At 68.6% G+C, this 12,408-nt stretch carries 13 protein-coding genes; 5 read left to right on the top strand and 8 right to left on the bottom strand.

Annotated elements, in window-relative coordinates; genetic code table 11:
• Positions 1-64: 64 nt before the first annotated feature.
• Positions 65-457 (top strand): hypothetical protein, encoded by a 393-nt coding sequence (locus tag ACIA12_RS32740; protein ID WP_396371081.1) that lies wholly within the window; start codon positions 65-67, stop codon positions 455-457.
• 33 nt (positions 458-490) lie between these two features.
• On the opposite strand, the gene ACIA12_RS32735 is transcribed toward ACIA12_RS32740, so the two are convergent.
• Together ACIA12_RS32735 and ACIA12_RS32730 are read right to left on the bottom strand one after the other, a co-directional pair.
• Entirely contained in the window at positions 491-1,636 is a 1,146-nt protein-coding gene (locus ACIA12_RS32735; RefSeq protein WP_396371080.1) for a hypothetical protein, read from the bottom strand.
• Between the two features lie 8 nt (positions 1,637-1,644).
• The gene (locus ACIA12_RS32730) at positions 1,645-2,226 is read right to left on the bottom strand and encodes a hypothetical protein (RefSeq protein ID WP_396371079.1); all 582 of its coding nucleotides are present in this window, start codon (positions 2,224-2,226) and stop codon (positions 1,645-1,647) included.
• Between the two features lie 141 nt (positions 2,227-2,367).
• On the opposite strand from ACIA12_RS32730, the gene ACIA12_RS32725 reads away from it, so the two are divergent.
• The 3 genes from ACIA12_RS32725 to ACIA12_RS32715 all read left to right on the top strand — a co-directional run bounded on the left by ACIA12_RS32725 (position 2,368) and on the right by ACIA12_RS32715 (position 6,516).
• Positions 2,368-3,522, top strand: a complete 1,155-nt coding sequence (locus ACIA12_RS32725) for a cystathionine gamma-synthase (RefSeq protein WP_396371078.1) — start codon at positions 2,368-2,370, stop codon at positions 3,520-3,522.
• A complete protein-coding gene (locus ACIA12_RS32720; protein WP_396371077.1) occupies positions 3,519-4,889 on the top strand; it encodes a glutamate mutase L in 1,371 nt (456 codons plus the stop codon). The genes ACIA12_RS32725 and ACIA12_RS32720 overlap by 4 nt, the downstream gene beginning before the upstream one ends.
• A gap of 415 nt (positions 4,890-5,304) precedes the next feature.
• A complete protein-coding gene (locus tag ACIA12_RS32715; protein ID WP_396371076.1) occupies positions 5,305-6,516 on the top strand; it encodes an AI-2E family transporter in 1,212 nt (403 codons plus the stop codon).
• Positions 6,517-6,588: 72 nt separating this feature from the next.
• Here the strand turns inward: ACIA12_RS32715 and ACIA12_RS32710 are convergent, their stop codons facing one another.
• From ACIA12_RS32710 to ACIA12_RS32685, 6 genes are all read right to left on the bottom strand, one after another.
• The gene (locus tag ACIA12_RS32710; protein WP_396371075.1) at positions 6,589-7,383 is read right to left on the bottom strand and encodes a nucleotidyl transferase AbiEii/AbiGii toxin family protein; all 795 of its coding nucleotides are present in this window, start codon (positions 7,381-7,383) and stop codon (positions 6,589-6,591) included.
• Positions 7,374-7,730: a hypothetical protein gene (locus ACIA12_RS32705; protein WP_396371074.1), complete on the bottom strand. Its 357-nt coding sequence runs from the start codon at positions 7,728-7,730 to the stop codon at positions 7,374-7,376. Before ACIA12_RS32705 ends, ACIA12_RS32710 begins: the two co-directional genes overlap by 10 nt.
• Positions 7,731-7,734: 4 nt before the next feature.
• Positions 7,735-8,394: a nucleotidyl transferase AbiEii/AbiGii toxin family protein gene (locus tag ACIA12_RS32700; protein WP_396371072.1), complete on the bottom strand. Its 660-nt coding sequence runs from the start codon at positions 8,392-8,394 to the stop codon at positions 7,735-7,737.
• Positions 8,395-8,467: 73 nt separating this feature from the next.
• A complete protein-coding gene (locus tag ACIA12_RS32695; RefSeq protein ID WP_396371071.1) occupies positions 8,468-8,941 on the bottom strand; it encodes a hemerythrin domain-containing protein in 474 nt (157 codons plus the stop codon).
• 170 nt (positions 8,942-9,111) lie between these two features.
• Positions 9,112-10,713 carry an MDR family MFS transporter gene (locus ACIA12_RS32690; RefSeq protein WP_396371070.1) on the bottom strand — a complete coding sequence of 534 codons (1,602 nt, stop codon included), beginning with the start codon at positions 10,711-10,713 and terminating at the stop codon, positions 9,112-9,114.
• On the bottom strand, positions 10,710-11,249 hold the full coding sequence (locus tag ACIA12_RS32685) for a MarR family winged helix-turn-helix transcriptional regulator (protein WP_396371069.1): 540 nt from the start codon (positions 11,247-11,249) through the stop codon (positions 10,710-10,712). The genes ACIA12_RS32690 and ACIA12_RS32685 overlap by 4 nt, the downstream gene beginning before the upstream one ends.
• Positions 11,250-11,399: 150 nt before the next feature.
• Here ACIA12_RS32685 and ACIA12_RS32680 point away from each other — a divergent pair, with 150 nt between their 5' ends.
• Positions 11,400-12,152, top strand: a complete 753-nt coding sequence (locus tag ACIA12_RS32680) for an SDR family oxidoreductase (protein WP_396371068.1) — start codon at positions 11,400-11,402, stop codon at positions 12,150-12,152.
• The last annotated feature ends 256 nt before the right edge of the window (positions 12,153-12,408 follow it).

The raw sequence follows: 12,408 nt of genomic DNA, 5'->3' as shown, positions 1-12,408 counted from the left end.
GCCTATTTGGCCCGGCCGGCTGCGATGATTCGGGGCCAGGATGGGCTCGGGCAAGGGGTGGGGAATGGTGTGGGGCAGCAAGCGTTTCGCGCGTCCGCGGCCGTGGATACGCATCGTGTTCTTGGTGGCGGCGGTAACTTTCGCCTTGCCGTTGATCGGAAACCATCAGTTGCTCGAGGTCGTCAGAACGGCGATACTCTGCGGCTTGTGCGTGCTCTGTGCCATCTCACCGCGGGCCATCTATGACGGACGAGCTACCGCGTGGGAACAGGCCCACCCCATCCAGGCCGGGGTGCTGCTCTTCTTGTTCTTGGGTCTGCTGATGTTCAACGCGCTCACCAACGTGCTGACCGCGCTGACCAGCGCACTGATCAGCGTCGCCTTTTCGGCCGTCTTCGCCACTTGGGCGGTCCGGCGAGGCCGCAAAAACAACCACCCGAGCCGTCTCACCGACTGATCGCTGGCCGAGCCAGAGCTGAGGCCTAGGGGGTTACCGCTCTTGGCCTTCGGGTTTTTGGTGTTTGGTGTGGGTGGGGGTGGCTTGGCCTTGGCTTGTGGTGGATTGCTGGGTTGCTGGTTTGACGGCGCCGGCGGCTGGGGCCATGGCGGGGTCTAGTTGGCCGCTGAAGGAGCCGGTTTGGGGCTGGTTTGCTGCTACCTCGGCTGTTTGTCCGGTTTGAGGGGGCGGGGTGCCGGTTGGCGCGGTCTGGGTGGTGACGGCGCCGTTGGCGGGGGCTAGGCCGTCGAAGGCGGCGGCTGCTTCGGGGGCTCGGTGGCGGTCGGTGGCGGGGGTGGCGGCTTCCGGGGCGGTGGCTTCCGGGGTGGGCATTGTGTTGTTGAGGCCGGCGTGGACTGCCTTGGCTTGGGCGGCCTTGTCGGCGGCTACGTCGGGAGTGCGCGCAGCAGTTGGTTGGGTGGGGGCGTTGCGGGTGGTGGGGTTTTGGCGGCGTTCGTTGTAGTCGGTGCGGAATTTCTCTGCTTTGGCGATCGCGTTGTTCGCGCCGTCGCGGACTGAGTTCTTCCAGCGGGAGGCGGTGTTGACCGCGTTGGCGACTCGCTGGCCCGCGGACTGCCGGGGCGGCTGGGCGGCGACGGCTGCGGCGGAGGCGCGCGCTTGGGCGTAGTGGTGTTGCGCGGCTTGCTCGATGCCGGCGCGAATGGGTGCGCTCAGTTGGGCGGTCGAGAGCCGGGCCAGATCCTGCTTGGTGACGCGGGAGTGGCCGATGCCCTGCCGGACCGCGGGGTCGATTCGCTTGACCTCGCTCTTGGCTTGGGCGTAGGCCTGCTCCAGCACGTACCGGCCCTGGCGGACGGCCTTCTTCTCCTCGCGCCGGTTCGCGAGCTTCTTGAACGGGTTGCGGGTTCGCTCAGTCGCAGGTGTCGTCGCCTGCACCTGCGCTGCCGCCTGGGCGTTGAGCTGGTTGGCGAAGCGCTCATGGTTCGAGCCGTACAGGCCGTTGATGTTGGCGTGGGCGAGGTGCTTGAGGTCCTGGCCGTTCATCTTCGAGCGCCCGACGGCGGCCAGCACGGCCGGGTCCATCCGCTTCACGTCGCGTTGCGCCTGGGCGTACGCCGACTTGAGCGTCCGGGTGCCTCGCCGGGTCATCCGGCGCGGGGACGGGTTCGAGAGGCTCATCGGAGCTCCTAGTCGATGTAGACGGCGTAGTTGACCCCGACAGCGGTCGTCAGCGGATCCTTACTCGGTCTGGTGCTGTACAGCCGGTACTGCGCTCCCGGCCGCACCCAGACCGCTAGATGCCGACGGCCCGCACCCGCTCCCGGTTCCCACTCGTCGTCGAAGCCTTCTGCGCTGTCGTCGTTGACGTAGTCGGGCAGTCCCCAGTGCTGCGTGGCCAGCGCGAGGTGCTCCGGCCAGTGCTCGTCCAGCCCGGCCGCTGCCGCGGCGAGGTCGTCAGGACCGATGTCGTACGCCGACCAGCCGCTGTCCGGGCAGTCCGAGAAGGCCAGCCCGGCGAAGACGACCATCGTGATGCCGCGGCCGGTGGTGAAGCCCCAGGAGACCATCGCGTCGTCGATCGTCTCGCCCGGCTCGAGCGGCCACGGTTGCCAGGTGGTCGAGGCCATCACCCGGTGGACGAGCGCGCGGACCACTGCCTCACCCGACTCATCGTCGTCGGGCCCGGCGATCGGGGTCCAGTCGGTGATCTCGGCGAGGTCGGCCATCGCCAGGCTGTCCTCGTCGAGCGACCTGTCCTGCGTCTTCATCCGGCGGATTCCTTCCGTATGTCGTCAGCCAGCGAAACTCTAGGCCCATCCCAGGTGCACCCGCCGACTGTTATCCACAGGCTTGTCTCGGGGCTGGGACGGGATTCAGATGTGGATGGGACCAGGCCGTACGCTGGTCCGGTGAACTCTGAACACTCCTACGGCTTCGAGACGCTTGCGATCCACGCCGGAAACGAGCCCGACCCGACCACCGGCGCGGTGGTACCGCCGATCTACGCGACCAGCACCTACAAGCAGGACGGTGTCGGCGGGCTGCGCAACGGTTACGAGTACTCCCGGTCGGCCAACCCGACCCGGACGGCGCTGGAGGAGTGTCTGGCGGCGATCGAGGCAGGTACTCGCGGGTTCGCGTTCGCCAGCGGGCTGGCCGCCGAGGACACGCTGATCCGGTCGCTGTGCGTGCCGGGCGACCACGTGGTCTTCCCCGACGACGCCTACGGCGGCACCTTCCGGCTGTTCTCCAAGGTGCTCGGCGCCTGGGGTGTCGAAATGACCCCGGCGGCCGTGACCCACCCCGAGGCGATCCGGGCCGCGATCCGCCCTGGCAAGACCAAGGTGGTCTGGCTGGAGACGCCGACCAATCCGCTGCTGAACGTCGCCGACATCGCGATCGTCGCGCAGATCGCGCACGACGCCGGCGCGCTCCTGGTGGTCGACAACACCTTCGCCTCGCCGTACCTGCAGCAGCCGCTGGAGCTCGGTGCCGACGTGGTGGTGCACTCGACCACGAAGTACATGGGCGGGCACTCCGACGTGATCGGCGGCGCGCTGATCGTCCGCGATACCGAGCTGGCCGACAAGATCGCCTTCCACCAGAACGCGATCGGCGCCGTCGCGAGCCCGTTCGACTCGTTCCTGGTGCTGCGCGGCATCAAGACGCTCGGCGTCCGGATGGACCGGCACAGCGACAACGCGGAGAAGGTCGTCGACTTCCTGCAGCGGCACCAGGGCGTCACCTCGGTGCTGTACCCGGGTGTCGACGGTCACCCCGGCCACGAGACCGCGGCCAAGCAGATGAAGCGGTTCGGCGGCATCGTCTCGTTCCGGGTCACCGGTGGCGAGCAGCAAGCGCTGGACATCTGCAACAAGGCCGAGGTCTTCACGCTGGGCGAGTCGCTCGGCGGCGTCGAGTCGCTGATCGAGCACCCGGGCAAGATGACGCACGCCTCGGTCGCCGGTACGCCGCTGGAGGTGCCGGCCGATCTGATCCGGCTCAGCGTCGGCATCGAGACGATCGACGACCTGCTCCAGGACCTCGATCGCGCGATGGCGTGAGCCTGTGGGTGGCGGTCGACTTCGGGTCGACCTTCACCAAGGCGATCGCGGTGGACGCCGGCTCGGGTGACCTGATCGCCCGGGCCGAACACCGCACGACCGTCGACAGCGACGTGATGGACGGCTGGTACGCCTGCCGTACTGCGTTGCTGGCGGCGGACTCCGGTGTCGCCGCGGCGGAGGTGCTGGCCTGTTCGAGCGCGGGCGGCGGGTTGCGAATCGGTGTCGTCGGCAACGAAGAGCTGGTCACCGCGGAAGCGGGCCGGCGGGTCGCGTTGTCGAGCGGTGGCCGGGTGGTTGCCGTGGTCAACGGTGGGCTGACGGCAAGCTCTCTCAAGGCGCTCAGGGCCGAGCGCCCGGATGTGGTGCTGCTGCTCGGAGGTACCGATGGTGGCAACTCGGCGGTGATCACCAACGCGGCCGCGGTGCTGGCGAGGTACAAGTGGCGCCGGCCGGTGGTTGCTGCGGGCAACGTTGATGCGCAGCAGGCTGTTCGTGAGTTGTTGTCGTCGGCCGATGTTCCGCATGTGATCGCGGACAATGTCGTGCCGGAGATCGGGGTGTTTGCGCCGGACAGCGCGCGGGCGGCGATCCGGGAGATGTTCCTGGCGCATGTGATCGGTGGCAAGAATCTGTCGCGTGATCCGGGGTTCGCGAAGACGGTCCGGGCGGCGACGCCGGATGTCGTACTCCGCGGAGTCGAGGTGCTCGCCAAGTTGCACGGGGATGTCGCCGTGGTCGACATCGGTGGGGCGACGACGGATGTGCACTCGGTGATCGAGCTCGATCCCGAGGACGCGAACCTCGGTCGTGAGGTCGTAGCGACGCATCCGGTGACGCGGACGGTCGAGGGTGATCTGGGGATGCGCTGGAGCGCGGTACCGGTCGTTGGCGCTGGTCTGGAGGCGGGGTTGCTCGAGGCCGGTACTGTGCTCGAGGCGGCGGCTGTGCGTCGGCATGAGGACCCGTCGTTCCTGCCGGGTGATGCGCTCGAGGCGTCGTACGACGAGACGTTGGCTCGGGTGGCGGCGACGGTGGCGCTCCGGCGGCATGCGGGGCGGCAGCGGGTGGTGTTCGGGCCGGGTGGGCGGGTGATCGAGCGGTCCGGGAAGGATCTGCGTGAGGTCGATCTGCTCGTCGGGTCCGGGGGAGTGCTGCGGCACAACGGGCCGGAGGTCGCGGCACGGATCCTCGGCGGGATCTCCGTCGGGGCGCAGGAAGAAGGCTGGCTGGTACCGACCGCAGCACGCACGTGCGTCGACTCCGACTACGTGCTGGCGGGTGTGGGATTGCTTGCCGAGCTCGACCCGAAGGCGGCTGAAGGACTGGCCGCTCATATTCACGGAACGATTGAGCCGGGGAACTAGTCTCAGGAAGAACTGAGACCCCGGAGGTGTCATGAGCAAGCCGGACGAGCCGGTGGGGCGGGACGACTCGACCGAGACGCCCGAAGGCGGCGCAAGCCGAGCCAACGAAAGGCGCGGGGCGGGCGACGGCGCAGTAGCCGGAGTCGACGGACCTGGAGCAGCAGCGCTGTCCGGGGAGGGCGCGAGCGGGGCAGGCATTTCCGAGGACCGCGCGAGCAGGGCGGGCGTGCCCGGAGCCGGCGCAGCGGCCGGAGCTGGCGGACTTGGAACCGGGGTGTCCGGGGAGGGCGCAAGCGCAGCGGCCTTGCCCGGGGACGGCGCAGTGGCTGGAGTTGATGGGCCTGGAGCGGGGGTGTCTGGGGAGCGGGGGACTGGGGCTGACGTGCCTCAGGTGGGGTGGGAGGGGGAGAGTCCGGTGGCGGACAACTCGGCCGCCGACAAGGTGAGTGCGACGGTGGTGCCGACGGATGAGCAGCATCTGGTCGTGGCGTCGAGCAAGGGTGCGATCGACACCGGGGTGACGCCGGGGATGCAGATCGCGAGTGCTTGGTCGTGGCGCTTCCTGGTGATCGTGGCGGCCGTGCTCGTGATCGCGTACGGGATGCGGTACCTGTCCGAGGTCGTAGTACCGGTGACCGTCGGCATCCTGCTCACCGCGCTGCTCGTGCCGGTGACGAACGCGCTGAGCCGGCTCAAGCTGCCGCGCGGCGCCGCGGCCGGGATCACGGTGGTCGGCACGATCGTGGTGGTGGCCGGGTTGCTGACCTTGGTCGGGACGCAGATCGCCGGCCAGTTCGACCAGTTGTCGGGCCAGGTCGGCGAGGGCTGGCAGAAGCTGCGCGACCTGCTCCGGCTCAACTTCGGGCTGACCGAGAAGGACATCACCGACTCACTGAACAAGCTCCGCGACACTGTGATGAACGGTGGCGGAATCGGTCAGCGGGCGGCCGAGGTCGGCACCACCGCGACGCATGTCGTCGCGGGGCTGTTCATCGCGCTGTTCTGCCTGTTCTTCTTCCTGTACCAGGGTCCGCAGATCTGGGCCTGGGTCGTGCGGCTGTTCCCGCGGCACGCGCGCGACAAGGCCGACTCGTCCGGCCGTAAGGCGTGGGTCTCGCTGACCGCGTTCGTCCGGGCGACCATCATCGTGGCCGCCGTCGACGCGATCGGTATCTCGCTCGGCGCCGCGATCCTCGGGCTGCCGCTGGTCAGCGCGATCGGCATCCTGGTCTTCGTCGGCGCGTTCGTACCGGTGGTCGGCGCCCTGGTCAGCGGCATCGTCGCCGTCCTGGTCGCGCTGGTCGCCAAGGGACCGGTGGTGGCGATCGTCATGCTCGGCGTGGTGGTCGGCGTCCAGCAACTGGAAGCGCACGTCCTGCAGCCGTTCCTCCTGGGCCGGGCCGTCAACGTCCACCCGCTGGCGGTCATCCTCTCGATCGCCACCGGCGTCATCATCGCCGGCATCGTCGGCGCCCTGCTGGCAGTCCCGACCGCCGCCGTCCTCAGCACCATCGTTAACCACCTGGCCGGCCACGACGTAGACCCAGAACCACCCCGCCCGATCCCGCGCCCGCCCATACCGCGCCGCCGTCCCCCGACCCCCGAGGCAGAACAACCAACAACCTGACCCCGGTAAGTCCCGCCCGGCGAACCCATCCGGCCCACCCCGGCGCCCGGTGCGGCCGCGTCCCGCGAATGGTCAGCGGCTCAGGTCGTTGGGGTTGCGGGACTGTTCGTAGGGGGAGTGGCGGCGATCCGCTTCGCCCGAGGATGCGACTGCCGGGGCCGTGCCGGGGCGGGCCTGTCCGGTTTGGAGCAGGCGCATCGAGTTGTCGAGGTCGGGCTTCTCGGCGCGGGTGCGCATGTCCTGGGCCCAGCCATTGAGGTCTTGTTTCAGGGCGGCCGTCTGCTCCGGGGCGAGGCCTTGTTCGGCGTACTTCGCGTCCGGGATGCGGGCCGCGGAGGTAAGTTGCTCGGCGAACATCGGACGGTCCATCGGGGAGCCCTCACGTTCGTCGCCCAGGGCAAGCAGTTCGTCGCGGGAGTACCGACCGTCCTGGGCCGCCGCCTGGAGATCGACGAAGTCCTTGGCCTCGCCGCGACCGTACGCCGCGCCGACCTTCGAGCCGACCGCGTCGTCGACCGACAGCACCGGACCGACGTCCGACTCGACGGCCGGGCGACTGCGGTAGTCGCGGCCCATGTCGAGCTGGGTCGTACGCCCATCCTTGGTGACCTCCAGTCGCGCATACTCCTCGGAGCGCCGCGGCACCTCGACGTCGTACCCCTGCTCCTCGAACGCCGACCGCACGTTGCCGACGGCACCGTCGAAGTCCGTCTGCTGGTCCGTGAAGATGTCGACGTCCTTCGACGGCCTGGACCCGATGCCGTGCATGGTCAGCGCATGACCGCCGGCCAGCGCGAACCCCTGCTCCCGCGTCGCCGACAGTGCGATCCGGGCGGCTGCTTCGTGGTCCGGGTCCATCACTGCCATATGCCGCCTGCCCCCAGCTCAGCCAGTTCGGGGAACTTGGCGTGCCAGCGGCGTACGCAGTACCGGGGGAGTCGTAGGTGTGGCCAGAGGGCCAGCAGGCCGTCCTTGTTGAGGAACCGGCTCAGGTCCTCGACGGTCGACGCTTCGCTGAGCACCGTCGTGTACAGCGCGATCCGGTCGTCGGGGTTGTTGAGGTCGTAGACCCGCTGCGGGCTCCAGTCGATCGGGATGCCGACCTGGACGATCCCGGTCAGCGGGCCGGTGAGCTGGTCGAGAGAGTCCGGTACGACGTACGGGATCCGCGATTCGTGCAGGTCTCCGGGCTGGGTCCGTCGCTCCTCGTTCATGGCGTCATTGTCCCTGATCGGCGGTCCAGCTTCGCAGGTGCTCGGCCCAGGCGCGGGTCGTCGCCCGAATGCGCTCGATCAGCTCCGGGGTGGCGCCGTAGCGTTCGAAACCGGCGGCGGGAAGCCGGCTGCCCGCGAGAAGTTGCTGGGCGAACATCGGCCGGTCCAGGGCAGTGGCCTCGCGCTGGTCGGCGAGTGCGAGCAGCGCGTCGACGTCGTACCGGCCGCTGTCGAGCACGGCCTGTACGTCCATCAGGTCGCGCGGCTCCAGCCGCGAGTACACAGCCCCGACCTTGCTGCCGACCGCATCGGCCTCCGACAGCACCGGTCCGATCGGCAGCTGCGTGGGCGGAAGCAACCGGTGATCCACCCCGAGATCGGCCTTGGCGCTTGCGCCTTCCGAGGTCACCACCAGCCGCGCGAACAACGGAGCCTGCCGGGCCACCTCGGCCTCCAAGCCGTCCCCGCGGAACGCCGCGACCAACCGCTCGACGGCGGCGGCGAAGCGCTCGGGATCCAGTACGTCGGTGAACAGGTCGATGTCGTCGGACCCGCGCTCGCCGAAGCCATGCGCCCGCAACGCATACCCACCCGCCAGTACGAACCCATCACCCGCCAACGCCCGCAGCCCAACCGTCGCCATCCTGCCCTGCAGCGCATCCATACGCCCCAGTCTGCCGTCAGCCCAAATCCAGTACTCCGGACCGCCACCGATCCGCTACGCCGGTACGCCGCCGTCAGCTCGATGCGTTGCGTCGGAAAGGCAGCGCGAGGCGTTCCCGGTCGGCCGCGTTCACGTCGCTCAATGCGTTGAACGCGTCGAGGAGTTTGCGCTCTTCGAAGGTGAAGTGTGTCTCGAGGAGCGCTGCCACCGTGGCGAGTTCCTGCGCCTGTGCGCAAGGGTCGAGCTGATCGAGGGTCTCGATCCGGCGGAGGGAGCTCGCGACGAGGTGGTGGTCGCGCTTGAGCTCGGCCAGTACCGGCTGAAGCTCGGGATAATGCTCGCCGATCACCGCGAACGCGCCGTTGTCCTCACCAGTGTGATGACTGGTGACGGCCTGGCAGAAGCTCAGGCAGTGCGCTCGCAGGTCGAGCCCGCCGGTACTGACCGGCTCGCCCGCTTCGACCCGGTCGCGAAGATCCTCGAGCAATTCACGCAAGTAGATGTGGAACTGGATCAGTTGGTTGCCGAAGGCCTCTAGTCGTGACATCGGGACGAGCCTAGCTCTGAACAAGAGCAGAACCGCCGACGCCGGCCGTCCCCTGCGGGGGACGGCCGGCGTCGGCGGTTCTGGAAAGGCGAGGTGTGAGCCGCCTCGGCTGTTTCCTTGCTTGGTGCTTGGTGCTTGGTGCTTGGTGCTTGGTGCTCAGTGCTCAGTGCTCAGTGCATTGCGGCGGCGGCTGAGGCTTCGAGGTTCTCGCCCTCGGGCTTCGGGGTGCCGTCGGTGCGGCCGGCCAGGCGTTGCTCCGGGGTGATGATCGCGATCACCAGGGCGATCGCCAGGAAGGGCAGCGAGACCAGGAACACGTCGTCCATCGCGCTGACCAGGCCGTTCAGGGCCCAGCCCTTCATCGGCTCCTGCAGGGCGTGCAGCACGGGCACGCTGTTGGCTGCCTTGGACAGCGGCTCGACCATGTTCTGCTGGGCGGCCGGGACGATGTCGTGCAGGTGGTCCTTCAGGCGGCTGGTCAGTACCGCGCCGTAGACGGCCGTACCGATCGCTCCACCCATCGAGCGGAAGAAGGTCATCGTCGAGGTGGCGGTGCCCATGTGCTGCCGGGGCACGCTGTTCTGCGCCGCGGTGACGGTGATCTGCATCGACAGGCCCAGGCCGGCGCCCATCACGAACATGTAGATCGCCAGGTGCCAGTACGGCGTGTTCATGCCGATCGTGGACAGCAACACCATCGCGCCGCCGACCAGGACCGCCGAGATGATCGGGTAGATCTTGTACCGGCCGGTCTTGCTCATCAGCTGGCCGCTCGGGATCGAGGCGGAGAAGATGCCGACGATCATCGGCAGCAGCGCCAGACCCGACCGGGTCGGGGACAGGTCCTTGACGGCCTGCAGGTACAGCGGCAGGAAGATCAGCGCGCCGAACATCGCGAAGCCGAGCAGGAAGGCGTAACCGGCGTACCCGGAGAAGATCCGGCCCTTGAACAGGTCCATCGGGATGATCGGCTCGGAGACCCGGAGCTCGACCAGGACGAAGGCGACGGCGAGGACGACCGCGCCGATCAGCAGGGCGAGCGTGGTGCCGTTGCCCCAGCCGTTCTGCGGGCCGGACCAGGAGACCGCCAGCAGCAGCGTGGTGACCGCGCCGGTGACGATGGCGGCACCGAGGTAGTCGATCTTGTGGCTGCGCTTCACGTGCGGCAGCTTCAGGACGGCGGCGACGATGCCCAGCGCGACCAGGCCGATCGGCAGGTTGATCCAGAAGATCCAGCGCCAGCCGGGACCGTCGGTGAGCAGACCGCCGAGCAGCGGGCCGGCCACCGAGGAGAGGCCGAAGACGGCACCGAAGTACCCCATGTACTTACCGCGCTCGCGCGGCGGGATCACGTCGCCGATGGTGGCGAAGGCGAGCGACATCAGACCGCCGGCGCCCAGACCCTGGACGGCGCGGAAGCCGATCAGCTGCTCGATGTTCTGCGACAGCGCGGACAGCACCGAGCCGCCGAGGAAGGTGAGGATCGCCGCGATGAACAGCGGGCGGCGGCCGTAGAGGTCGGAGATCTTGCCCCACAGCGGAGTGGAGGCGGTCGAGGTCAGCAGGTAGGCCGTGACCACCCAGGACAGCTTGTCCAGGCTGTTGAACTCGCTGACGATCTGCGGCAGCGCGGTACCGACGATGCTCTGGTCGAGTGCGGCCAGGAACATGCCGGCCATCAGGCCGCCGAGGATCACCAGGATGTTGCGGTGGGACAGGTAAGTCGGTGCATTCGGATCAGGCGCCGCGACCGCGGGCTCGGTGGTGCTCATCTGTTGTTCTCCACGTTCTGTACGTCGTTACGGTGCGCGGCGGCCGCTTGGGCCCACCCCTTGTCGGCCCATGCTTTGCCGGCGTCGCGCTCGTCGACGAGGCTGGTCACCCCGTCGGCAAATCTGGTCATCAACTTCTCGAAGGTCTCGATGTCCGACTGCGTCCAGCCGTCCATCGCCTGGGAGAGCAGCTGCATCCGGCGCTTGGCCGCTGCCTCCCACTCGGCGATGCCCTGCTCGGTCAGCTCGACCCGGAAGGCCCGGCCGTCATCGGGATCGGCCGAGCGCTGGAGCAGTCCCGCCTGCTCGAGTGCCCGCACGTGGCGGCTGGCGGTGGAGGCGTCGATCTCCATCTTGGCGGCCAGGTCGGACAGTCGCAGTGCCCCGTTGCACCGCAGCACGAACAGCGCCAGGTGGGCGCTGTGGTCGATCGTGTCGCCGGCCTGCTTCGACTTCAGCCGGCGGCCGATCCGGGTGAAGGCGTGCAGGACACCCTCCACCGGCGTCTCCGGCACCCATCCCTCATTTACATGCATGGTGCAAGCATATACATGGTTGCGTGATACACGCAAATGAGTTTCCGGATCTCTTGGAGGTGTCGCAAGTTGTTAACTTCTCGTCATCGGCCGGTCACGCAGAGGTAACCAGCGAGAATGGGCCATCCAGCGAGAGGTGTGGAGGACGGCATGCAGCAGGTGGCGGTGGTGACCGGCGGGGGTTCGGGGCTCGGGCGGGAGATGGCTCTGGCTCTCGCGGCGGCCGGCTTCCAGGTGACGGTGACCGGGCGGACCGAGGCGAAACTCCAGGAGACGGCCGACGCCGCGGTGAGCGCGGTCGGCCCGGCGGGCGTGGGGGAGGTGCGGACCGCAGTACTGGACGTGTGCGACGGCGCTGCGGTGTCGGCCTTCTTCGGTGGGCTGGAGCGGATCGACCTGCTGGTGAACAACGCGGGGACGGGGGCGCCGGCGGCCGCAGTACAGGATGTGAAGGAGGAGGACTGGCGACGGGTAGTCGACACCAACCTGACTGGGTCGTTCCTGTGCGCGCAGGCTGCCTTCGCGCTGATGTTGCGGCAGGAGCCGTCGGGTGGGCGGATCATCAACAACGGCTCGATCTCGGCGCACGTACCGCGGCCGCAGGCGATCGCGTACACGGCTTCCAAGCACGCGATCAGCGGACTGACGAAGGCGCTGGAACTCGAAGGCCGCCCGCTCGGCATCACCTGCGGGCAGATCGACATCGGCAACGCGGCCACCTCGATGACCGCTGGGATGGGCGCCGGCGTCCTGCAGCCCAACGGCTCGATCGAGGTCGAGCCCACCTTCGACCCCAAGGTCGTCGCCGACTTCGTGGTCAAGATCGCCCAGCTCCCCACCGGCATCGCCGTCCCCACCCTGACGGTGATGGCCGCCGGCATGCCGTACGCCGGCCGCGGCTGACGCCGGCCCGCGACTTTGAGCACCGGCCAGGCGCTCGAGTCGCGTTCACATGCCTGCTGGGTGCACAAGGTGGGCGAGGGGTCGGCCAGGCAGCGACTTTGAGCACCGGGCAGGGAGTTGATCCGCGTTTAGGTGACTGGCTGGTGCTCAAGGTGGGGCGGGGCTGGGGGAGACGTAGGGGGCCTCAAGGCCGTGATGGGGGGATCGGGTGCGTGGGCGTGGTACTCCCAAAACCAGCAAGAGAACTGTCGGCAGC

This window comes from Kribbella sp. NPDC051620 (assembly GCF_044453825.1).
GTDB lineage: Bacteria > Actinomycetota > Actinomycetes > Propionibacteriales > Kribbellaceae > Kribbella.
The sequence above is the reverse complement of the archived record's forward strand: the minus strand, read 5'-3'. Positions and strand labels throughout refer to the sequence as shown.